Below are 23656 nucleotides of genomic sequence, written 5' to 3'. Positions count from 1 at the left end.
CTGTTGTACTCATTAACGAGTACAGCATAACACAACCCGCCCCATCAGTAACGTCTCTGCCACTCAGCATCGCTCATCAGGGTATCTTTTTGTCCCATGAAATAGCGATAGTAGGCGTCATAAGCCAATACGTTCTTCACATAGCCGCGGGTTTCCGAGAACGGAATACTTTCCACAAACGCGACGGCGTCAATGCGCCCGGCGCTGTTGCCAAGCCAGGTGCGCACGCGGCCCGGGCCTGCGTTATACGCCGCTGAGGAGAAGATGCGGTTATTGCCGAACTGCTGATAAACATACTGCAGGTAGCTGGTACCGATATTGATGTTGGTCTCCGGATCCAGCAGCTGTGACGGGCTGCTGTATCCCGGGATGTTAAACATCTTCACCGTGTGCGTCGCGGTTCCCGGCATCACCTGCATCAGGCCGCTGGCCCCAACCGGAGAACGGACTTTCGGGTTCCACGCACTCTCCTGACGGGCAATGGCCATGGCGTAGCTTTGCGGAATGTCTTTACCGCTGGTGTAGCGCTCAAACAGATCTTTATAGGCCAGCGGGAAACGCTCTTCGAGATGATCCCACAGCTTGCCGGCGATCGTTGCCTGCACGCTCAGATCCCACCAGTGGTTATCAAAGGCATAGCGGGCAAGCTGTGCCTTCTCATCGGTCGTACGGCTGGTCACCAGATTCGCCCATTCGCTACGGGCGGTATTGTCCATGTTCCAGTACATCAGCTCGCGAACGCGCGCCATTTCTGGCCCCTGAGTCAACGCCGGGTTGGCGTTAGCAGGTGCTTTATCAATGCGGAACGTGTACTCCTCACCCAGTCGCTGCGCGGCCGCCATCGGGTAGAACCCACGCTGCTGCATCAGCGCATGGAGGATCTCTTTGGCTTCATCGTCACGCCCGCGCTCCATCAGCAGATCCGCCTGCCAGTAACGCCATTCGTCTTTCTCTTTGGCATCCATTGGCAGACGCGCAAGCCAGGTATTCAGCCCCCGGCGATCGCCCGTCCCCAGCGCCATACGCACGCGGCGTTCCACCAGCGACGTGGAGTTCGAACGCATAATCGCATCGTCTCGCCAGCGCGCCTGCTCGTCGGTTACATCGGTGCTCATCAGTCGCCACGCCACAATGTCGCGCAGCTCCTGAGTTTGATCTTCATTGAGCTGCTGCGCCTGCACCAGCTGCGGGATCATCAGCCGCGCATTTTCCACGTCGTCACGCGCCACGCTGGCAAAAGCCACCGCGGCCATCTGGCGGGTAAAATCGGTCGCGCCGGTGCTGCGGGCAAAGGTCAGTACGCTGTTCGGATCGTTCGCCAGGGCGATGACGGCGGTTGAGATCGTCTGATAATCAGACGGCATTTGTCCCGCAAGCGTGGTAACCAGCCGCGTGTTTCCGGCTTTCATCGCCAGGCGAATACGTTCAAGGTACGCCAGCGGATCCTGCTTACCTGACGCACGCCATGCGCCAAAGAGGGAATCACAGGCATTTGGCTGGCTTTTTCCGGTCAACCACAGATCTTTCGCACCCGCCCAGGCCTCTTCCTGCTGTCCGGTAACCCACTTCGCATAGTAATAGTTACACTGGGCTTCGGTGGTGTTCGGTTTTTCCGGGCTAAACGCCAGCAGCCCACGCCAGTCTTCACGACGTGCCAGTTCGTTCACAAAACGAGACTGCAGCGTCCGCGCGGGTGGCAGCGTCGGGTTCGCCTGAATAAAGTTATTCACGGTGACCGTGGGTTGATTCATGAGATCGTCAGTGATCTGCCGATACTCCAGATACGGATAGAGAGGATACGCTTTTAAGGTCGGCATCAGCGCCTGCACGGTATCCATCTGCTTATTGTCCCACGCCTGTTTAATCTGGGCGTAGCGATTACGTTGTTCATCCAGTGAATCGGCATGCACCGCCTGGCTTGCCGCCATCACGCATACGCTGGCAGCCAGCAGACGCCAGACCACCTGTTTGGCTTTTCCCACAAGCTCTTCCTCATTGTTTTTTCGTCAATTGCAGCGTCTTGCCACGTCAAAGTCTAATTAACTTATGCTAACCAGGCATCCTGCAACGCGCCACGTTGCGGACACTTTTTTACCTTTCTTGCGCGTTTTAACACTCCCGACGTTCCTGGCTGGGATTAGGACGGGAAAAAGGCTACACTTCGAGGCTGATATTCTTTCTCATCACGATAAAAGAGGCGAAGTCCAACGTGGCTCAATTCGTTTATACCATGCATCGTGTCGGCAAAGTTGTCCCGCCGAAACGTCATATTCTTAAAAATATCTCGCTGAGCTTCTTCCCGGGCGCAAAAATCGGTGTTCTGGGTCTCAACGGTGCCGGTAAGTCCACCCTGCTGCGCATCATGGCCGGCATCGATACAGACATCGAAGGTGAAGCCCGTCCGCAGCCTGGCATCAAAATTGGCTACCTGCCGCAGGAGCCTCAACTCAACCCGGAACACACCGTTCGTGAATCCGTTGAAGAGGCGGTTTCTGACGTCGTTAACGCACTGAAAGGTCTGGATGAAGTGTATGCCAAATACGCTGAACCGGATGCGGACTTCGATAAACTGGCCGCTCAGCAAGGCAAGTTTGAAGAGATTATCCAGGCGCATGACGGCCACAACCTGAACGTGCAGCTCGAGCGCGCCGCTGACGCCCTGCGTCTGCCAGACTGGGATGCGAAAATCGCGAACCTCTCCGGGGGTGAACGCCGCCGCGTGGCGCTGTGCCGTCTGCTGCTGGAAAAGCCAGACATGCTGCTGCTCGACGAACCGACCAACCACCTGGATGCGGAATCCGTGGCATGGCTGGAGCGTTTCCTGCACGATTTCGAAGGCACCGTTGTGGCGATCACCCACGACCGTTACTTCCTCGACAACGTTGCAGGCTGGATCCTGGAGCTTGACCGTGGTGAAGGCATTCCATGGGAAGGCAACTACTCCTCCTGGCTGGAGCAAAAAGACCAGCGTCTGGCGCAGGAAGCCTCTCAGGAAGCCGCGCGTCGTAAGTCTATCGAGAAAGAGCTGGAGTGGGTTCGTCAGGGCGCTAAAGGCCGTCAGTCTAAGGGCAAAGCCCGTCTGGCACGCTTTGAAGAGCTGAACAACACCGAATACCAGAAACGTAACGAGACCAACGAACTGTTTATTCCGCCTGGTGCACGTCTGGGGGATAAAGTGGTTGAAGTCACCAATCTGCGTAAGTCTTATGGCGATCGCCTGCTGATTGACGACCTGACCTTCTCCGTACCGAAAGGTGCCATCGTGGGGATCATCGGTCCGAACGGCGCGGGTAAATCCACCCTGTTCCGCATGATGTCCGGTCAGGAACAGCCAGACAGTGGTTCAATCACTCTGGGTGAAACCGTGAAACTGGCTTCCGTTGACCAGTTCCGTGACGCCATGGATAACAGCAAAACCGTGTGGGAAGAAGTCTCCGGCGGCCTGGATATCATGCGTATCGGTAACACCGAAATGCCAAGCCGCGCTTACGTTGGCCGCTTTAACTTCAAAGGCACCGACCAGGGTAAACGCGTGGGCGAGCTCTCCGGTGGTGAACGTGGTCGTCTGCACCTGGCCAAACTGCTGCAGGTTGGCGGTAACGTGCTGCTGCTCGATGAACCGACCAACGACTTGGACATTGAAACCCTGCGCGCACTGGAAAACGCCCTGCTGGAGTTCCCAGGCTGTGCAATGGTTATCTCGCACGACCGTTGGTTCCTTGACCGTATCGCAACCCACATCCTGGACTACCAGGACGAAGGGAAAGTGGAGTTCTTCGAAGGTAACTTCACCGAATACGAAGAGTACAAGAAACGTACGCTGGGCGCAGATGCGCTGGAGCCGAAACGTATTAAGTACAAACGTATCGCGAAATAAATGTAAAACGGCAACGTCAGTTGCCGTTTTTTTTGTTTGTTCCTACACCCTGTGAGTGACGCACCGTTCACCCACCCACGTAAAACCGCTTCACCTCATCACACTGCATCGCAAAGTCGATATAACGCATCAGCGCCGGCGAGTTCAGCTTGCGGCTCGGGTAAGCCAGCCACAAATCGTTCCCCTCGACGTTCCACTCCGGCAGCACCTTCACCAGCGCGCCCTTTTCAACCTTATCCTCAAGCAAAAAAGCGGGAAGCAGCGTGATCCCGGCGCCGGCGATGGCACATTCGCGCGCATACACCAGATTATCCGTCAGATGGGCGTTATCCGGCAGATAACGGTAATCCTCACTTTCGCTTTGCAGCAGCCATTCAGACCATGCCTTGTGGGTAATACAGCGGTGATCCACCAGTTGCCGGGGATGCGTCAGCGGCTCCCGGCGCGCCAGGTAAGTCGGTGAGGCCAGCATATAACGCGGGCAATGACCGATCATACGACCAATCAGAGAGGAGTCCTGCGGCTTACCGGTACGCAGCGCCACGTCAAAACCTGACTCGACCAGGTCGAGCACGTCGTCAGAAATGGACACGTCAAGCGAAACGTCCGGATAGCGGAGCTGGAACTCCGCATTCAAATGCGCCAGCAGCGTCGCGCCGATCCCGGCCGGGCAGGTGATGCGCAGCCGACCGCTGGGGTTTTCACGCAGCCGCTGAATGGCGTACTCCGCCCGTTCACTTGCCGCCAGCATCTCGCGGCAGTGAACCAGATAGTGCTCGCCGGCGAACGTCAGGTTCAGCCTGCGCGTAGTACGATTGAGCAAGCGGATCCCCACCTGCTGCTCAAGCTGGCTGATTCGCTGACTGACGCTGGATTTCGGCAGCTCAGCTTTCTGTGCCGCCGCGGTAAAACTGCCCAGCTCTGCCACCAGCGCAAACAGCGCCATATCCTGAAGTTGTTTAAACATGATTGTTCATCCTGTACGAACACTTCGTTCTTAATTGTCCATCTTATCACGCGACTGAGCACTTAATAGACTAGTCTCAACAACACGCTTTCCCTAAAGGAGCTCACCATGTCAGTTAAAGCCATTGCCGTTAATCCAGACAGTCCTGCTGATTTCATTGAAATTACCCAACCGATGCCGCAACCCGGCGAGCATGATCTGCTGGTTGAGGTAAAAGCCGTTTCCATCAACCCGGTCGATACCAAAGTTCACGCGGGCATCGTCAGAAGCGGCCTGACAGAACCACGCGTTCTCGGCTGGGACGCCAGCGGCATTGTGAAAGCCGTGGGTGCAGGCGTTAGCGGTTTTAAACCGGGGGATGAAGTGTGGTACGCGGGCGATATTACCCGCCCGGGCAGCAATACCACCCATCAGCTGATCGATGCGCGCATTGTCGGGCATAAGCCGGCAAGCCTCGGCTGGGCTGCCGCAGCAGCCTTGCCGTTAACCGCCCTCACCGCCTGGGAAGGATTGTTTGAACGGCTGAATATCCAGGATGCCGGCCCGGACAAAACGCTGCTCATTATTGGCGGCGCGGGCGGCGTAGGATCGCTGGCGATCCCGTTTGCGAAACATCGCAGCAACGTGAAGATCGTCGCGACCGCCTCGCGGGAAGATTCTGCTCAGTGGTGTCGCGATCGCGGTGCCGATCACGTGGTGAATTACCGGGACCTGAAAGGTGAACTGGCTAAACAGGGCCTGACGTTTGTGGATTACATTTTCATTCTCAATGATACCGACGGCCACTGGGATGCCGTCAGTGAACTGATCGCACCGCAGGGGCATATCTGCTCCATCGTTGAGAACGCACATCCGCTGAACCAGGATAAGCTGAAATCCAAATCCGCCGCGCTGCACTGGGAGTTTATGTACACCCGCAGCATGTACCAGACCGCCGACATGGCGCGTCAGGGCGAGATCTTAAACGAGGTTGCGAAGCTGGTGGATAACGGCGTGGTGGAAAGCTCACTGAGCGAAACGCTACACGGGCTGAGCGTCGAAAGCATCACCGAAGCGCACCGAAAAGTGCTGGACGGGCATATGCGTGGCAAAGTGGTGGTTGAGTATTGAGGGGGGTGTTCCCCCTCACACCGGCCCTCTCCCTCAGGAGAGGGTTAGGATGGGGGGAATTACCCCTGCTCCCCCATCATCTCTTTCACCAGCTCTACGCAGCGCAGGAAACGGCTGTCGTAATCTGACTCCTCCACATGCACAAACTCCACGTTATTTTCGTGCAGCATGTCGATGAGCATGCTCTGGAACTCTTTTCTGTCGACGGAACTGCCGAGGCTGCGGATCCCGTCGGCAACCCACGGGGTGTTGTTTTCGAGCAAAATCACCAGGTCAAAGCGGTATTCGTCTATCAGCGCCTGCACAAACGGATGCTCGCGTCCCTCGTATTTTTTGCAAAACGCCTGGGTGGTGACGAAATCGGTATCAATGAAGGCCACTTTATTGGCGTATTTCACCGCGAAATCAATGTACTGCGCATGACCGAGCGCGATTTTGTCGTAGTCGGAGTACTGCAACGCCATCTCGTCACCGCCCAGATGTGAGAAGACGTAATCACGCCCGTACTCCCACGCACTGGTGGTGTTAAAGATGTTGGCCAGCTTGTTGACCAGCGTCGATTTCCCGCTCGACTCGCCGCCCAGAATCGCAACGGTGCGCACAAAGAACGGTTTTACCTCGGTTGGGATGTAATCCCAGTAGCGGAACGGGTTTTCGCGGATCAGCGCCCCGCTGATGTTCATAAAGGTACGCTTTGGATCGATCAGCACGGTTTCAATGCCCAGATGCTCGCGGAACTGCGGCGCATCGGACTCTTCAGAGGTGTAGATCCAGTTCGGGGTGATCCCTTTTTCGTCCATGAACGCTTTGACGCCATTGCTCCACACATCCCAGCCGTGCGGATACGGCTCCATGCCCTCTTCATTAAAAGCATGAATACGAATGTTTTTCTGGTACTTAAAGGTCTGCAGCAGCCAGCGCAGGCGGTCCGGCACGGTCGGCTGCTGCGACATGGCGCTGTCCTCGAACAGCTGACGGTCGCGGGTTTCATCGTAACCCATGATGATATGCAGCTCGTCCACCTGGCTACAGGCACGCTGGATCAGATAGATGTGCCCGGTATGCAGCGGGTAAAACTTGCCAAATACCACGCCGACGTTCTTTTGCATACGCGGGAATTCAAGCCCCAGAAAGCGGTGCAACGCTTCCAGCTTTTGTGCGCTGGGGCTTTTGATTTTGGCGTTCAGCAGTTGGCTCAGGTAGCCTTTGGTCATGCCGCTGGCATCCGCCACCTGCTGCAGCGTGCAGCCTTTCTGGCGGATTGCGGTCTTGATGTAGTCAAATGATGACATAAATTACGGTGCCTCCTGCAAAATCGAATACGTAATTATAAGTCGTCAAAGACATTTAACGCATCTGCGAGTTTTTTCACGCCAAAGACCTGCATCCCTTCCGGGATTTTTTTCGGCACGTTGGCGGCGGGCACAATGGCGCGGCGAAAGCCGTGCTTCGCCGCCTCGGAGATGCGCTCCTGGCCGCTTGGCACCGGGCGTATCTCCCCGGCCAGACCCACTTCACCAAACACCACCAGGTCCTGCGGCAGCGGTCTGTCACGCAGGCTGGAGACCATTGCCAGCAGCAGCGCCAGATCCGCACTGGTCTCAGTGACTTTGACCCCGCCGACCACGTTGACGAACACGTCCTGATCCGCCATCTGCAGGCCGCCGTGGCGGTGCAGTACGGCCAACAGGATCGCCAGGCGGTTTTGTTCCAGGCCAACGGCCACACGCCGTGGGTTACCCATCATTGAGTGATCCACCAGCGCCTGAATTTCCACGAGCAGCGGACGCGTCCCTTCCCAGAGCACCATCACCGAGCTACCGGAGGTCACTTCATCGCCCCGGCTGAGGAAGATGGCAGACGGGTTGCTGACTTCACGCAGCCCCTGCTCGGTCATGGCAAACACGCCCAACTCGTTCACCGCACCAAAACGGTTTTTGTGGCTGCGCAACGTACGGAAACGGGAATCGGCATCGCCGTCGAGCATGACGGAGCAGTCGATACAGTGCTCCAGCACTTTCGGCCCTGCCAGCGAGCCATCTTTCGTGACGTGGCCGACCATCACAATCGCCACACCGCGCGTTTTGGCAAAGCGCGTGAGATAGGCAGCGGTTTCACGCACCTGCGCCACGCTCCCCGGTGAAGACTGGATATCCGCCATGTGCATCACCTGAATGGAGTCGATAACCATCAGCTTCGGCTGCTCTTCTTCGGCAATCATGCAGATTTGCTCGATGCTGGTTTCCGAAAGCATGTTGAGGTTGCCGGTTGGCAGGCCAAGACGGTGCGCACGCATCGCCACTTGCTGCAGGGACTCTTCACCGGTGACGTACAGGGTTTTCATCTGTTCGGCGAGCTTGCAGAGCGTTTGCAACAGCAGTGTTGATTTACCCGCTCCCGGGTTACCGCCGATCAGGATCGCACTGCCCGGCACCACTCCCCCGCCGAGCACACGGTCAAACTCGTTGAAGCCGGTCGAGAAACGCGGCAGCTCTTCGAGGCTAATATCCGAGAGCTTTTGCACTTTCGCGACACCGGCGTTGCCGGCATAACCGCTCAGGCGTTCATTGCGGGCCACGCTCGGCGAAGCCGCCACACCACGCACTTCGGTGATGGTGTTCCAGGCATGACAGGCGCTACATTGCCCCTGCCAGCGCGGATAATCCGCACCACATTCATTACAGACAAATGCGCGTTTTGGAGCTTTCGCCACGGTTTACCTCGTTATTTCTGATTCACGCTGCCGGAGAGAATGCAGAACACCCCCATCAGGTCAGCATGACGGATGGTGACTTCCGTCTTTTCATTCACTTTAGGCTTGGCATGGTAGGCAATGCCAAGGCCTGCCGCTTTGATCATCGGCAGGTCGTTCGCGCCATCACCGATGGCAACGGTCTGGACGACAGGAATTTCATATTTTTCCGCCAGACGGGTCAGGGTATTGGCTTTGTACTGGGCATCCACGATATCGCCGATCACCTGGCCGGTCAGCTTTCCGTCCATGATTTCCAGCTCATTCGCCACCACGGTGGTCAGGCGCAACGTGTCGCGAAGGTAGTCGGCGAAGAAGGTGAACCCGCCCGAGGCGATAGCCACTTTCCAGCCCAGCGTTTCTAACTTCAGCACCAGCTGCGTCAGCCCCGGCATTAACGGCAGCTCATCACGCACCTGGCGCAGAATGTTCGCGTCCGCCCCTTTCAGGGTTGCCACACGCTGTCTCAGACTGGCAGTGAAATCCAACTCGCCGCGCATCGCGCGTTCGGTCACATCGGCCACCAGCTCGCCGCTGCCGGCAAGCCTGGCGATCTCGTCGATGCACTCGATCTGGATGGCGGTGGAATCCATGTCCATCACCAGCAGACCCGGCGTTTTCAGGTGTGGAATTTTGCCGAGAGGCGCCACGTCCAGGCCGGCATCATGCGCCAGGCGGGTCGCGCGCTGCGTCAGGGAACCTGCCAGGCGGATGACCTGATAATCCTCTACGCACCAGGCCGCCACGATGACCATCGCTGCACCCAGTTTGGTTTGATATTGGGTCAGGCGTTGCTTGTCCAGGCCGCGTCCGTACAGCAGCCAGCCGCTACGGCCAGCGTGGTAATCCAGAGGCATCACCTCATCACCACTTAAAGAGAGCGGCAATCCTGGCCATAAAGAGACATCCGTAGGCAGGTCGCACCAGGTAATGTTCGGCATTGAAGCTCCTGTGAATTCGTTCGCGCCGGAAGGTTCCAGAGGGAAAATAACGCATGAGGCTACCTTGTAACCATCACTTCTGGCAACATTAAGCCGTAAATTTTCAGCAGGTGGAATATGGCTCGCGCAAAACTGAAATTCCGACTTCATCGTGCCGTGATTGTCCTGATATGTCTCGCACTCTTGGTCGCGCTGATGCAAGGAGCATCGTGGTTCAGCCAGAATCACCAGCGGCAACGTAACCCGCAGTTTGAGGAACTGGCGCGAACTCTGGCGCGTCAGGTCACGCTCAACATCGCCCCGGCGATGCGCACCGAAACGCCGGACGAGAAGCGCATAGGTCAGATATTACGCCAGTTAACCGAAAACAGCCGTATTCTTGATGCCGGTGTCTACGACGAACAGGGCGACTTGATCGCCCGTGCCGGTGAGCACGTTGACGTCCGTGACAGGCTGGCGCTGGACGGCAAAAAAGCCGGCGGCTATTTCAATCAGCAGATCGTCGAACCCGTGCAGGGGAAAAATGGTCCGCTCGGGTATTTGCGCCTGACGCTCGACACCCACACCCTGCCCACCGAAGCAAAACAGGTGGACAACACCACCAATATTTTGCGCCTGATGCTGCTGCTCTCGTTGGCCATCGGTGTGGTGCTGGCACGCACGCTGCTGCAGGGTAAACGCACCCGCTGGCAGCAATCGCCTTTCCTCCTGACCGCCAGTAAATCGGTGCCCGAAGAGGACGAGGGCGATAAGAAAGAATAGTGATAAAGTAGGCTTACGATTCGGAAAAGGAACTTTGCCATGACGACGTTACGCCTGCTTATCTCTGACTCTCACGATCCCTGGTTCAATCTCGCGGTAGAAGAGTGCATCTTCCGTCAGATGCCAGCCACTCAACGGGTGTTATTTTTATGGCGCAACGCCGATACGGTGGTGATTGGCCGTGCGCAGAATCCCTGGAAAGAGTGTAATACCCGGCGTATGGAAGAGGATAACGTTCGCCTGGCGCGACGCAGCAGCGGCGGCGGCGCGGTATTTCACGACCTCGGCAATACCTGCTTTACCTTTATGGCGGGCAAACCTGAATACGATAAAACCATTTCCACCGCGATTGTGCTTAACGCCCTGACATCGCTGGGCGTGACAGCCGAAGCGTCAGGCCGCAACGATCTGGTCGTCAAAACCCCCGACGGGGATCGCAAAGTCTCCGGCTCCGCCTACCGTGAAACCCTGGACCGGGGATTCCATCACGGGACATTGTTGCTGAATGCCGACCTCAGCCGTCTTGCGAATTACCTTAATCCCGATAAGAAAAAGCTGCAGGCCAAAGGTATCACCTCCGTGCGTGGCCGCGTCGCCAACCTGATCGAATTACTGCCGGGCATCACCCACGAACAGATCTGCGATGCCATCCGCGAAGCGTTTTTCGATCACTACGGCGAGCGGGTCGAAGCCGAAGTGATCTCCCCGGATAACACCCCTGACCTGCCAAACTTTGCTGAAACCTTTGCCCGTCAGAGCAGCTGGGAGTGGAACTTTGGTCAGGCGCCGGCCTTCTCGCACCTGCTGGACGAGCGCTTCACCTGGGGCGGCGTGGAGCTTCATTTTGACGTGGAAAAAGGCCACATTACCCGGGCGCAGGTCTTTACGGACAGTCTGAACCCTGCGCCGCTGGAGGCGCTGGCCAACCGCTTACAGGGCTGCTTGTATCGGGCCGACACGGTGCAGTTGACATGTGAGGCGTTACATGGCGAGTTCCCCGATCAGGCAATCGAGTTGGGCGAGCTTTCTGCCTGGCTTTCGCAGGCGGTACGCTAAACTATGTTGCCCGGCGAGCTTCGCCGGGCGAGTGGTGTAACCTGTTTACGCGATAACGTCTTATTCTTATTTTTTTAGCAGGCTTCAGGGATCCAGCCTGCCCCATCTCATTAAAAAATATTATATTATCGTCGGGAAGGGCATTGAATGCTTCCCGGCCTTACGAAAACCGCTAATAACTTTCAATAATAAATTGAACAACAAAAAGCGGAAATATGCCCGTAAAATGCGTGAAAATATTCACACCATCTATGCTTTTATATTTTCATTACTGCCCGTTTAGAAATTCTAAATACACCATTTAGAGCAGCCACAATATACTACTGCCCGTGGTTACACCCATATATAAAACCTATTGATTACATTACTAGTCGACAGCTCTATAATTTCTCTTCGTTAAGGAACAACAATGAAAAAAATTCTTCTTGTCGCGGCCATCGCTGCGGCAACGTCCATGACCGCAGCCCATGCGGCTAACACCGCCGTCATGAAAGTGCAAGGCAAACTGACCAACGCGTCATGTACTCCTACAATGAGCAACGGCGGTGCAGTAGATTATGGCAAAATATCAATGGGCTCACTGAGCGCGACTGAGGATAACCAGCTCGGCCAGCGTGATATCACCATGACAATTACCTGTAATTCTGCGACCAAAGTCGGCTGGACAATGTACGACAACCGCAAAGACAGTCTGGCTGACGGCCATTATATTGAAGTCGATGATTCTGCCGTTGATGGCAGCTCGACATTCAGCCCTCAGTACACAAGCGGTTTAGGTTTTACCAAAGAGGGTCAGAAGATTGGCGGATGGGCAGTGTATACCAACCTGCCATATGTCACGGTAGACGGCGCACCTGCTGATGCGATTACCGCGGGAGGCACTAATCTGACTAAATGGAAAAAAAATACGACGGGTCGTCTTGTTCTGGATGACTACGAAACCATGTCCGTCGCCAAACCGGGTGAACTCGTGCCGATGGCCTTTACCCAGGCCGTATTCCCAATGAAAGTCTCCATGGCAATCAGAAATACCGACAGACTGACCATTACCGAAGATACCGAACTGGATGGTCAGGCGACCATTACGCTGAAATACCTCTAATTAAATTATCGCTCAGGCGATAACGTATCTCTGACGGCGAATTTAATTCGCCGTTTTTTATTCTTTATTCATACTGCATCCATCATATTATTCGCAAGACGTAAATACATACATGATTGTATTTACAGCCCTTAATTAAACTCACAACCGAGTGTAGAATTTCTCATTTCACAAATAACTCTGACCATTAATAGAATTCCCGCGCTTGTGAATCAATACGTTAATTACACGCACACAAGAAAATGTCCACTTTTTGGTTAAGGAATAACAGTGAAAAAACTTCTTCTCGCCACTCTGATTGCCGTGGCTTCTCACGCTGCGCTCGCCGACTCTACCGTTGTGATGAAGGTGAAAGGCAAAATGAATAATGCGTCCTGTACGCCTGAATTAAGCAATGGCGGTTCAATCGATTTTGGCACCATCGCCCTGGATCAACTTTCGCCTACCCAGACGAATCAGATGGGTCAAAAGGACATGTCGTTAACCATTACCTGCCCTTCAGCGACCAAAGTGGCCTGGAGCATCGCGGACAATAAAGAAGATACCAATGCGGCAAATGACCTGACGTCCAGCCAGTTCTACATCCGCGATGCGGCGGATAACGGAGGTGATGCCTGGGGCGCTGGTACGACCTATGGCGTTGGCACCACGGCGACGGGCGAAAAGATTGGGGCGTATGCCATCGCAACGCGCGTGAATGAAGTTACCGCCAATGGTCTTCCGGCTCAGGCCATTTATGCCCCGGCGTACGTCAACAGCAATGGCGAATACATGTGGCGTAACCTGAGTACCGGTATTATTGCCAACGGTAACGCAGAAATTATGACGGCGACCACCCCAGGCAAATCTTCTCCGCTGGCGATTACCAACGTCGTCTTCCCGTTTAAAGTCTCGATGGCCATTGTGAATACCGATCGCCTGACCACGACCGATGAAGCTCAGCTGAGCGGCGAAACCACCATTACGCTGGTTTATCTCTGATACGTTAAGGTCATGTTTTCTTTTCTCCGGCGGAGATATTCCGCCGTTTTAAAGCAGAATATAAATCCATTCATATCTGATTGTAATGACTTAATAAAATCTCAATGTGCTCGTTAGAAAATCTAATTATTGCATTCTGTGAATCATTAATAGAATCAGCGGCGCTTGTTATTTAACACGTGTATTCATGCAAGCACTTTGCGGACTAAAAATATCTTTTTTAGTCACTCTCTTTCAGGTTAAGGAATAACAATGAAAAAGCTTCTTCTTGCCACCGTGCTATCCATGGCGGCAACAGCCGTTTGCGCAGAACCGACCGCCATGCTCAAAGTACAGGGCTCACTGACCAGCGCAGGCTGCGTGCCGGAAATCAGCAACGGGGGTCTGGCCAACTTCGGTGAAATCGGTCTGGACTCCCTCTCCTCCAGCGTGCCATATCAGGCAGGCCATAAAGATGTCACCCTGACCATCAAGTGCCAGTCCGCCACACGCGTGGGCTGGACGCTTCACGACGATCGCGCGGACTCCAACGCCGGTGCCAGCCTGCCAGCTAACCAGTTCCACGTGGATAACGCTACCGCAAACGGTGGCCAGGCATCTGGCTCCAGCCAACTGAACGGCGTAGGTAAAACCAGCGCCGGCGAGAACATCGGTGCGTATGCCATTTCTACCTACCTGACCTCCGTTACCGCAGACGGCGCGGCGGTACAGCCTATCGCGGCTACCCTGTATACCGGCGGCACGATCAGCAGCAGAAGCTGGATGAACATGTGGACCAGCGGCATCCTCTCCAACGATGGCACCGACGTCATGACCGTTTCCAAAAGCGGCCAGCGTGCACCTTTAGCCTTCATGAGCGCGGCATTCCCGCTGAAGATTGCGCTGGCCGTAGCCCCAAGCGACAAGCTGACCCTGACCGACAAAACCGAGCTTGAAGGCCAGTCAACGATCACCCTGGTTTACCTCTAATCCAGCCCCCTGACGCAAAACTCTCCAGTTACATGGGGAGTTTTTTTCCTGACCAGCGAATGAAACCCACTATGTCTACGATCCACACATCAACACGTTTGATCTGCTCACTGTGCCTCGCCCTTCCGGCTTCGCTTTTTGCCGCCGGAATGGTGCCTGAAACCACCCTGCTGCTGATTGACGAAGCGAACCACGGCGGCGTCATGAGCGTGAAAAACACCGACAGCATTCCCACCCTGCTTTACACCTCCATCCGGGATATCGGGGGCGACCAGGGGGTAAAACTCAACGTCACCCAGCCGGTGGTGCGCCTCGAGCCAGGCCAGGAGCAACAGGTTCGCTTTATTCTTGAAACCGACAAACCGCTTAGCGTTGAACAGTACAAACGCGTGGTGTTCGAAGGTATTCCGCCCAAGAGCGCGGATAAAAACGTGAAGGTCGGGATCAACCTGCGTCAGGATTTACCGGTCCTGATCCATCCCAAAGATCTGCCGGTGGTCACCGACGCCTGGAAATTACTGACCTGGTCAGTCACCGGGAAAGAGATCAAGGTGCAGAATCCGTCCGCCTACGTGGTCCGTTTCTCCACCTCTGTCACCTTACTGCCTTCGCATACGGAAGGTCTGGTCAACAAGACGTTTATCCTGCCGGGAGAGACCATGACGGTGCAGACCGACACCCCGGTTAATGGCACCGATAACGCCATTGAGTTCAATCCGGCCAGCCGCTACGGGATTGAAGTTGAGAGCTTTACCGCTTCCCTGACGCGCCAGTAAGACAGGGATGTTTTGGTGATTGAGTTCTCTTTGCGTAATCAGACGCTTCGCGCCGCCATACTGGGGGCTTTGACGTTGCCCGCCCAGTCGGTATCGGCGGCCGGTATGGATTTTAATACCGATATTCTGGCGACCCGCGGTATCAGCACCAACCTCGCCCATTACTTCTCCCAGGCCCAGCGATACCTGCCGGGGCCGCATGCCGTGCAGGTAAAAATTAACGGCGTCGATAAAGGCACGCTTGCGATCCGCGTGGGAGAGGAAGGGCAACTGTGTCTGGATGATGACTTTACCCGTGCGGCAGGTCTTCTTCCGCTGAATATCAATGCAAAAGAGCCCTGCCATAATCTTCTGCAAGATTACCCGACGGCCACCGTCACGCTGCTGCCCAACGCGGAGTCGCTTGAGATTTATGTTCCCGCAGAGGCGATGGACAATGGTTTTTATGCCGCGAAATACTACGCGCACGGCGGTGCGGCGGGCCTTATCAATTACAGTGCGTTCAGCAACTACAACGAGTACGGCAGCGGCGGAAACAGTACCTTTTCCCAGGGCAATATTGGCGCCGGTCTCAACGTGGCGAACTGGACGCTGCGCAGCAACTTTATCCTGACCGACGATAACGGAACCCGCAGCACAGAGAATCTCTATACCTACGCGGAACACGTCTTCGAAGAACGGAAACTTCGCATTCAGGCGGGGCAGATTAACGTCAACTCGGCGCTGTTCAGTGGCGCACAAATTAATGGCGTTCAGTTCCTGCCGGAAACGGGCCTGCAACCGAATATTCCGGCGACGACCATTTCCGGCATCGCCCGCACCAACCAGGCGCGCGTTGACGTTCGTCAGTCCGGGCAGGTTATCTACTCTTCGCTGGTGAATGCCGGTCCGTTTACTCTGACCGATGTCCCGGTGGTGCGTGGCAACGTGGATCTGGACATCAGCGTGGTCGAAACCGACGGTTCCACCACGACGTTTACGGTTCCCTCCTCCTCACTGAACGTGAGCGGGATGACGCGCACCGAAGGGCTCAGCGTCTCTTTGGGTAAAGTTCGCGATACCGGGGATGAACAAGGGTCGCCCTGGGTATTTAATTTTTCTGACGGAACCCGGTTTACGCCTCAGCTCACCGGCGTCACGGCGGGCGTGCTGGCAGAGCAGTATCAGGCCCTCGGGGCGATGCTGGAATGGTCGCCAGCCGAGTACTGGCTCCTTTCTCCCAGCGTTCAGATGAGCCGCGCGCAGTTCTACGGTCAACAAAATGGCCGCAAGATAGAATTGCAAAGTCACCTTTCCCTACCCGAGCAACTCACGCTTGGGGTCAGCGCATCAACCTACAGCACCGGCTACCGGGAGTTAAACGAGGCGATGGACGCTGAATCCCAGCGCTATCAAAGCGCCTGGAATACCAGCCTCAACTGGAACAATGCATGGGTTGGCTCGCTTTCTTTCCAGTACAGCGAGAATGCCGGCGATGAAGAGAGCAGTAGCTCCCGCTACCTGATGGTCTCCTGGGGCAAGAGTCTGGGGCACACGTCGCTCTCAGTGAACTGGCAGCACGCCCTCAGCAGCAGTGAGACGGAGAAGGGCGGCACAAGTGATGGCGACCTGCTCTATCTTAATCTGGTCATTCCGTTTGGCACTGAGCGCATCAGTACCTATATGCGCAGCCAGGGTGAAAAACAAAACCTCGGTATTCAGGACAGCGGATCGTGGGGTCAGAACACCAATTACAACCTCTCGGTCGATCGCGACAATCAGGACAAGACCCAGTCGTTTAACGGCAATGTCAGCACCAACCTGCACTACGCACAGCTGGGCATGGCCGCAGGGCTGAATGACGGGAACCAGCATAATTACAGCACCTCCCTCAGCGGCGGCATCGCCCTGCATGGTCATGGCATTACGTTTGCACCCTACCCGATTAAAGACACCTTTGGCATTGCGCGATTAAGCGAGCCGGAAAGCGGTATTCAAATCACCACGCCCGATGGAACCGTCTGGACCGATGCGTGGGGGCAAGCCGTGGTGCCGGGTCTACGCGAGTGGCAAACCTCTCAGATTGTCATTGATGCCAGCTCCTTGCCACAGGGAATGGATTTATCGAACGGGATACAGACCGTTTCTGCAGCTTACGGCTCATTCGCGCAGGTGGATTTCCACGTGCTGAACACGCGTCGTCTAATGCTGAGCGTGAAACGCCCTGACGGGTCATGGCTCGCCAGAGGGCTTAGCGTGGTGGATAAAGACAGCCGTTATATCGTGAGCGTAATGGATAACGGCAGCGTGTTTATTCCCGACGCCACGGATGCGCCCGCCCTGTATGTGGTGGACGACAACATGGCAAAAATTTGCCACATCACGTATTCGCTCAGCGAAGAAAAAAATACCGAGTCCTATTACGAAAAAGCAGAAGGAATGTGCCAGTGAAAACCTGTTATTCCCTTTTATTCGCGGCGTTTGCCAGCATGATTTTGCTCTTCTCCGCACGCGCGTCCAGTGAAGAGTGTCAGGTTACGTTTTCGCATCCTGTTGTCTCGTTTGGAAAACTCAAACCGTCGGATATCGCCGCCTCGCAGAAGAACTGGAACCGGATGCCGGCCAAAGAAATTACGGCCAACGTCTTCTGCCCGGAGCCGAGAGTGATGGCGCTATTTCTGCAGTCCACTGCCGGCGTCAACGGGGGGGTTCTCTTTGGTCAGGACGGGCGACTGGCCATTATTGCCGACAATATGGTGGTTGACGGGCATGCCTGCACGCTGGCGAAAACGACGGACCGTATCGGTTTTACGCCCTCCTCCAGCCCGACGCAACGCGCGTTTATCAAAAATAATGAAGGTCTCGTTGCCCGGCAAAATGCCGCGCCGGTGCGGGGTAAACACATGAGCTTCACCCTTAAGATTGTTCCCGTCATTAATAACAGCCAGCTTCGTCATGTTGCTGACAATACCCTTCTTGAGAGCAATATGGCCTGGGAATTATTAACACAGGAATAACCCCATTCACGCGTCAGGTACCTGCCTGCGTGAAGCGTAGAAAAGCACTACCGTTACAAATACTGACGGGTTAATACCCCGCAATGTCATGCTTTTTATTTATGTTAAGGATTAACAATGAAAAAATGTTTACTCGTTGTCGCGCTGGCCCTGGCGGCCACATCCGCACACGCGGGCGATACCGCCGTGCTGAAAGTCAAAGCCTCGCTTGCCGGTGCCTCGTGTGTACCGGAGCTGAGCAATAATGGCGTGATCGATTTTGGCAGGATTCATATTGGCGATTTATCGCAAACCCAGGCTACGCAGCTAGGCGAAAAAGGGGTGATGCTGACGATCAACTGCCCAACGCCAACAAAGGTGGGCTGGAGCATTGCGGATAACCGTACCGATTCCAACGCCAGCACGGGCAGCAGTAACCTGAAGGTGAAAAACGCCAATGCTAACGGCGGTGAGCTTCGCGGTGCGATGAACACCTTTGGGCTGGGCAAAACGCACGATGGTAAAAACATCGGCGCGTACTCCATTTACACCACGCCAGGCGATGTGACGGCGAACGGCAATAACGCTGAGCCTATCCGTACGGCCGTGACCGCGGGAGCGGGCGTGAGCCGCTGGCAGAAAGCCAACGGTGGTACCATCGCCAATAAAGATTTGGGTCTGATGAGCGTTGCACCGGCGGGCAAAAACGACCCGATGGCGGTCACCAGCGTCTCTTTCCCGCTGAACGTGTCGCTGGCGGTCGAGAATCTGAAGAATCTGTCTTTAACGGAAGATACGGAGTTTGACGGTCAGGCGACCATCAGCGTGGTGTATTTGTAACCGGGAAGAGCATGCCGGGCAGCGAACGCCGCCCGGCAGTACAACATTACTCTTTGTCGCCCAGCAGAACGGATTCCAGCGCGATTTTGATCATGTCGTTGAAGGTGGTCTGACGCTCAGCAGCGGTCGTCTGCTCGTGCGTACGGATATGGTCAGACACGGTGCAGATGGTCAGTGCTTTCGCGCCAAACTCAGCCGCAACACCGTAGATCCCAGCCGCTTCCATTTCCACACCCAGGATGCCGTACTTTTCCATCACGTCGAACATCTCGCCGCCGTCTGGTGCATAGAACAGGTCAGCAGAGAACAGGTTACCCACGCGTGCGTCTACGCCCAGCGCTTTTGCGGCGTCAACCGCGTTACGCACCATGCCGAAGTCAGCGATGGCGGCAAAGTCGTGGTCTTTGAAACGCATACGGTTAACTTTAGAGTCCGTGCACGCGCCCATGCCGATAACCACATCACGCAGCTTAACGTCCATACGTACTGCACCGCAGGAGCCTACGCGAATGATTTTCTTCACGCCGAAATCGGTGATCAGCTCTTTGGTGTAGATGGAGCAGGATGGGATACCCATACCGTGACCCATCACGGAGATTTTGCGGCCTTTGTACGTACCGGTGAAGCCCAGCATGCCGCGAACGTTGTTCACTTCACGCACGTCTTCGAGGAAAGTTTCTGCAATGTGCTTCGCGCGCAGCGGGTCGCCCGGCATCAATACGACGTCAGCGAAATCACCCATTTCGGCATTAATGTGAGGAGTTGCCATCTTCAGTTCCTTTTATCGTGTTTTTGCCGGGTGGCGGCGGCGCCTGCCCGGCCTGCATGGTGTTCTCCCTCTCCCGGAGGGAGAGGGGATACGCCCGGATGTGTTTAGAACATGGCCTTGCCATATTCCATGTCGGACGTACCAAAGTATTTCGCAATAGTCTGACCGATATCGGCGAAGGTTTCACGGTGGCCCAGTGAGCCAGGTTTCACTTTCGGGCCGTACACCAGCACAGGAATGTGCTCGCGTGTGTGGTCGGTACCGGTCCAGGTTGGGTCGCAGCCGTGGTCGGCGGTCAGGATCAGAATGTCATCTTCACCCACCAGCTCCATCAGCTCCGGCAGACGGCGGTCAAACAGTTCCAGTCCCGCGGCATAACCGGCCACGTCACGACGGTGGCCCCAGGAGGAGTCGAAGTCCACGAAGTTGGTGAAGACGATAGTCTTGTCACCCGCTTCTTTCATCTCTTTGATGGTGGCGTCAAACAGCGCATCCAGACCGGTGGCTTTCACTTTTTTGGTGATACCGCAGTTGGCATAGATGTCTGCAATTTTCCCCACGGACACCACGTGGCCGTCTTTCTCGTCAACCAGCTTCTGCAGTACGGTCGGTGCCGGTGGCTCAACGGCCAGGTCATGACGGTTACCGGTACGCTGGAAGTTACCCGCTTTATCACCGATAAACGGACGTGCAATCACGCGACCGATGTTATAGCCGCCTTCGGTCAGCTCTTCACGTGCGATTTCGCACAGCTCGTAAAGCTTATCCAGGCCAAAGGTCTCTTCGTGGCAGGCAATCTGGAACACGGAGTCGGCAGAGGTGTAGAAAATCGGCTTGCCGGTTTTCATGTGCTCTTCACCGAGTTCGTCCAGAATCACGGTACCGGAAGAGTGACAGTTACCGAGGTAGCCCGGCAGATTGGCACGCTTAACCAGCTTGTCCAGCAGCTCCTGCGGGAAGCTGTTCTCGTGATCGGAGAAGTAACCCCAGTCGAAGAGAACCGGCACGCCGGCGATTTCCCAGTGGCCAGACGGGGTATCTTTACCGGAAGAGAGCTCGTGCGCCCAGGCGTACGCGCCTACCACTTCCGCATTGCCGTCCATACCGGCTGCAATTTTACCGGTAGAACCTTCATGGGCTTTCACCAGACCCAGACGGGTCAGGTTTGGCAGAGTCAGAGGGCCTTTACGACCGTTGTCCGCTTCGCCTTTCGCACAGGCTTCAGCGATGTGACCCATGGTATCGGAACCCACGTCACCAAAACGTTCTGCATCTTCGGTTGCGCCGATGCCGAATGAGTCCAGCACCATAATAAATGCACGTTTCATAATTGTTCTCCGTACGTAGTGCTTCAAAAATTATCGATCAGATCAGTATACCGCTATTCGGTGATACGGCGATAGACAGTCGGTGTGCTTTGCGGTGCTTTATCATCAAGCGTAATGGCCGCTTTCACCGCCTTTGCCGCTTCCTGCCAGCTGGCTTCATCTTTCGCGTGGATCACGGCCAGCGGACGTTGACCATCGACGCTGTCACCCAGACGCGCCATATCGGTAAAGCCGACGCTGTAATCAATGGTGTCCGAGGCCTGACGACGACCGCCGCCCATCGACACGACCGCCATGCCGAGCGCGCGCGTATCCATCGCCGAGACAAAGCCTTCGGTATCGGCGTAGACCGCTTTGCTGAGCGTCGCCGTTGGCAGGTATTTCGCGTAGTGTTCCACGAAGTCGGTCGGGCCTTTCTGCGCCGCTACCATGCGGCCGAAGATCTCTGCCGCTTTGCCGTTATCCAGCACCGCCTGAAGTTTGGCGCGTGCGTCGGCATCATCGCTGGCGAGCTTGCCGGAGATCAGCATCTCCACGCACAGGGCCATGGTGACATCGAGCAGACGCGGGTTCCGGTATTCACCAGTGAGGAACTGCACGGCTTCACGCACTTCCACAGCGTTGCCTGCACTGGACGCCAGCACCTGGTTCATGTCCGTCAGCAGGGCGGTAGTACGCACGCCCGCTCCGTTGGAGACACCCACAATGGCTTCTGCCAGCGCCGCGGAAAGCTCATAGGTCGGCATAAAGGCGCCGCTGCCCACTTTCACATCCATGACCAGCGCATCCAGGCCTTCCGCCAGTTTCTTGGCGAGGATAGAGGCGGTAATCAGGGGAATAGAGTCGACGGTCGCGGTGATATCGCGGGTCGCGTAGAAGCGCTTGTCGGCAGGAGCAAGAGAGCTGGTCTGGCCGATAATCGCCACACCAACGTCTTTAATAATGTCGCGGAAGCGATGGTCATCCGGGAAGATATCGAAGCCCGGGATGGCTTCCAGTTTGTCGAGCGTACCGCCGGTATGTCCCAGGCCACGCCCGGAGATCATGGGGATATAACCACCACAGGCCGCCACCATTGGGCCCAGCATCAGCGACGTCACGTCACCTACACCGCCGGTTGAGTGTTTATCCACAATCGGGCCGTTGAGGTTCAGGCTTTTCCAGTCCAGAACGGTTCCTGAATCTCGCATCGCCATGGTCAGCGATACACGCTCAGGCATCGACATATCGTGGAAGAAAATGGTCATCGCCAGAGCAGCAATCTGCCCTTCAGAGATGGTGTTATCACGAATGCCATTGATAAAGAAGCGGATCTCTTCGTCGCTTAATGCATGACCATCACGTTTTTTACGAATAATTTCTTGTGCGAGAAACACGGTAACCCCCGAGAAAACAGGTTAAATGCGGCGGATGGCCCGCCGCAGGATAAAAATCAGTAGCTGCTTGCGCTCTTACCGTCGCCGTGACCCAGCGCTTTCAGCAGGCTCGCCAGCAGGCTGGATGCACCAAAGCGATAGTGACGGGAATCCGCCCACGCCGGGCCAAACAGTTCATCGGCAATCGCCAGGAACTGCTGCGCATCTTCAGCCGTGCGCACGCCGCCCGCGGGTTTGAAGCCTACGGTTTTTTCCACGCCCATATCACGGATCACTTCCATCATGATGCGCGCGCTTTCCGGCGTTGCGTTCACCGGCACTTTACCGGTAGAGGTTTTGATGAAATCTGCACCCGCGTTGATGGAGATTTCAGACGCTTTACGGATCAGCGCTTCTTCTTTCAGCTCACCGGTTTCGATGATCACTTTCAGCAGCACGTTTGCCGCTGCACAAGCGTCTTTACACGCTTTCACCAGGTCAAAACCAACCTGCTCGTTACCGGCGATCAGCGCACGGTACGGGAATACCACGTCCACTTCGTCAGCACCGTACGCGATGGCCGCGCGGGTTTCAGCCAGCGCAATCTCGATGTCGTCATTGCCGTGCGGGAAGTTAGTCACGGTTGCAATGCGTACATCCGGCGTGCCCTGCTCTTTCAGCGTCTTACGGGCAATGGGGATAAAGCGCGGGTAGATACAGACGGCTGCAGTGTTCCCGACGGGCGTTTTCGCCTGATGGCACAGGGCGATGACTTTCTCATTGGTGTCGTCATCATTCAGGGTGGTCAGGTCCATCAGTTTCAACGCGCGCAGGCTGCTTGCAGTTAAATCGGTCATAACATTCTCCAACGGCATCGCCGTATAAATTTCACCTTGCGGTCTGTGACTATTCTAACATCCAGCCGCACTTACACTTCGACATTCATCACAGTTAATGAAAACTGCGTACAAATTTGCATTACTGTAATGAGATGAACTTCAAATTTTACTGCTGTCGCTGCTGATTAAAGCAGCGATACCCGGTGTGGGATCAAAAGTCCCTCCGGGATGACTTCCTACAATTCGGTCATCATCCG

General features: G+C 55.6%; 20 protein-coding genes. 11 read left to right on the top strand and 9 right to left on the bottom strand.

What is annotated here, in order from left to right; translation table 11 throughout:
• Positions 1-44: 44 nt before the first annotated feature.
• A complete protein-coding gene (gene sltY, locus L462_RS01220) occupies positions 45-1982 on the bottom strand; it encodes a murein transglycosylase (protein WP_014168547.1) in 1938 nt (645 codons plus the stop codon).
• Positions 1983-2209: 227 nt separating this feature from the next.
• On the opposite strand from sltY, the gene ettA reads away from it, so the two are divergent.
• On the top strand, positions 2210-3877 hold the full coding sequence (gene ettA, locus L462_RS01225) for an energy-dependent translational throttle protein EttA (RefSeq protein WP_014168546.1): 1668 nt from the start codon (positions 2210-2212) through the stop codon (positions 3875-3877).
• Positions 3878-3944: 67 nt separating this feature from the next.
• Here ettA and L462_RS01230 read toward each other — a convergent pair whose 3' ends face one another.
• The gene (locus L462_RS01230) at positions 3945-4844 is read right to left on the bottom strand and encodes a LysR family transcriptional regulator (RefSeq protein WP_025205491.1); all 900 of its coding nucleotides are present in this window, start codon (positions 4842-4844) and stop codon (positions 3945-3947) included.
• 108 nt (positions 4845-4952) lie between these two features.
• Here L462_RS01230 and L462_RS01235 point away from each other — a divergent pair, with 108 nt between their 5' ends.
• Positions 4953-5954: a zinc-binding alcohol dehydrogenase family protein gene (locus L462_RS01235; protein WP_032679592.1), complete on the top strand. Its 1002-nt coding sequence runs from the start codon at positions 4953-4955 to the stop codon at positions 5952-5954.
• A 59-nt stretch (positions 5955-6013) separates the two neighbouring features.
• Here the strand turns inward: L462_RS01235 and nadR are convergent, their stop codons facing one another.
• The 3 genes from nadR to serB are packed head-to-tail and all read right to left on the bottom strand — an operon-like array spanning position 6014 to position 9647.
• Positions 6014-7246 (bottom strand): multifunctional transcriptional regulator/nicotinamide-nucleotide adenylyltransferase/ribosylnicotinamide kinase NadR, encoded by a 1233-nt coding sequence (gene nadR, locus L462_RS01240; RefSeq protein ID WP_014168543.1) that lies wholly within the window; start codon positions 7244-7246, stop codon positions 6014-6016.
• A 35-nt stretch (positions 7247-7281) separates the two neighbouring features.
• The gene (gene radA / locus L462_RS01245) at positions 7282-8667 is read right to left on the bottom strand and encodes a DNA repair protein RadA (protein WP_032679591.1); all 1386 of its coding nucleotides are present in this window, start codon (positions 8665-8667) and stop codon (positions 7282-7284) included.
• Positions 8668-8678: 11 nt separating this feature from the next.
• Positions 8679-9647, bottom strand: coding sequence for a phosphoserine phosphatase (gene serB / locus L462_RS01250; RefSeq protein ID WP_020885272.1), 969 nt, complete (start codon positions 9645-9647; stop codon positions 8679-8681).
• Between the two features lie 117 nt (positions 9648-9764).
• Between serB and L462_RS01255 the strand changes: the two genes are divergently transcribed.
• From L462_RS01255 to L462_RS01295, 9 genes are all read left to right on the top strand, one after another.
• The gene (locus tag L462_RS01255) at positions 9765-10409 is read left to right on the top strand and encodes a YtjB family periplasmic protein (RefSeq protein ID WP_020885273.1); all 645 of its coding nucleotides are present in this window, start codon (positions 9765-9767) and stop codon (positions 10407-10409) included.
• Between the two features lie 39 nt (positions 10410-10448).
• Positions 10449-11465, top strand: coding sequence for a lipoate--protein ligase LplA (gene lplA, locus L462_RS01260; protein ID WP_032679590.1), 1017 nt, complete (start codon positions 10449-10451; stop codon positions 11463-11465).
• 409 nt (positions 11466-11874) lie between these two features.
• Positions 11875-12567, top strand: coding sequence for a DUF1120 domain-containing protein (locus tag L462_RS01265; RefSeq protein WP_032679589.1), 693 nt, complete (start codon positions 11875-11877; stop codon positions 12565-12567).
• 270 nt (positions 12568-12837) lie between these two features.
• Positions 12838-13548 (top strand): DUF1120 domain-containing protein, encoded by a 711-nt coding sequence (locus L462_RS01270; protein ID WP_032679588.1) that lies wholly within the window; start codon positions 12838-12840, stop codon positions 13546-13548.
• 252 nt (positions 13549-13800) lie between these two features.
• Positions 13801-14517 carry a DUF1120 domain-containing protein gene (locus L462_RS01275; RefSeq protein ID WP_014168534.1) on the top strand — a complete coding sequence of 239 codons (717 nt, stop codon included), beginning with the start codon at positions 13801-13803 and terminating at the stop codon, positions 14515-14517.
• A 71-nt stretch (positions 14518-14588) separates the two neighbouring features.
• Entirely contained in the window at positions 14589-15293 is a 705-nt protein-coding gene (locus tag L462_RS01280) for a fimbria/pilus chaperone family protein (RefSeq protein WP_047955022.1), read from the top strand.
• A 15-nt stretch (positions 15294-15308) separates the two neighbouring features.
• Positions 15309-17723, top strand: coding sequence for a fimbrial biogenesis usher protein (locus L462_RS01285; protein WP_032679586.1), 2415 nt, complete (start codon positions 15309-15311; stop codon positions 17721-17723).
• Positions 17720-18289 carry a DUF1120 domain-containing protein gene (locus L462_RS01290; RefSeq protein ID WP_253782261.1) on the top strand — a complete coding sequence of 190 codons (570 nt, stop codon included), beginning with the start codon at positions 17720-17722 and terminating at the stop codon, positions 18287-18289. Before L462_RS01285 ends, L462_RS01290 begins: the two co-directional genes overlap by 4 nt.
• 117 nt (positions 18290-18406) lie before the next feature.
• Positions 18407-19108, top strand: a complete 702-nt coding sequence (locus L462_RS01295; RefSeq protein WP_014168530.1) for a DUF1120 domain-containing protein — start codon at positions 18407-18409, stop codon at positions 19106-19108.
• Positions 19109-19154: 46 nt separating this feature from the next.
• Here the strand turns inward: L462_RS01295 and deoD are convergent, their stop codons facing one another.
• The 4 genes from deoD to deoC form a co-directional block, all read right to left on the bottom strand.
• A complete protein-coding gene (gene deoD / locus L462_RS01300; protein WP_013095492.1) occupies positions 19155-19877 on the bottom strand; it encodes a purine-nucleoside phosphorylase in 723 nt (240 codons plus the stop codon).
• Positions 19878-19981: 104 nt separating this feature from the next.
• Complete coding sequence (gene deoB / locus L462_RS01305) at positions 19982-21205, bottom strand: phosphopentomutase (RefSeq protein WP_020885280.1); 1224 nt, start codon at positions 21203-21205, stop codon at positions 19982-19984.
• Positions 21206-21258: 53 nt separating this feature from the next.
• On the bottom strand, positions 21259-22581 hold the full coding sequence (gene deoA / locus L462_RS01310) for a thymidine phosphorylase (RefSeq protein ID WP_014168528.1): 1323 nt from the start codon (positions 22579-22581) through the stop codon (positions 21259-21261).
• A gap of 56 nt (positions 22582-22637) precedes the next feature.
• Complete coding sequence (gene deoC, locus L462_RS01315) at positions 22638-23417, bottom strand: deoxyribose-phosphate aldolase (RefSeq protein ID WP_020885282.1); 780 nt, start codon at positions 23415-23417, stop codon at positions 22638-22640.
• Between the last annotated feature and the right edge of the window lie 239 nt (positions 23418-23656).

The organism is Enterobacter sp. BIDMC 26 (assembly GCF_000534435.1).
Lineage (GTDB): Bacteria > Pseudomonadota > Gammaproteobacteria > Enterobacterales > Enterobacteriaceae > Enterobacter > Enterobacter ludwigii.
Note: the sequence above shows the minus strand (reverse complement) of the source record. Positions and strands in the feature narration are given on the sequence as shown.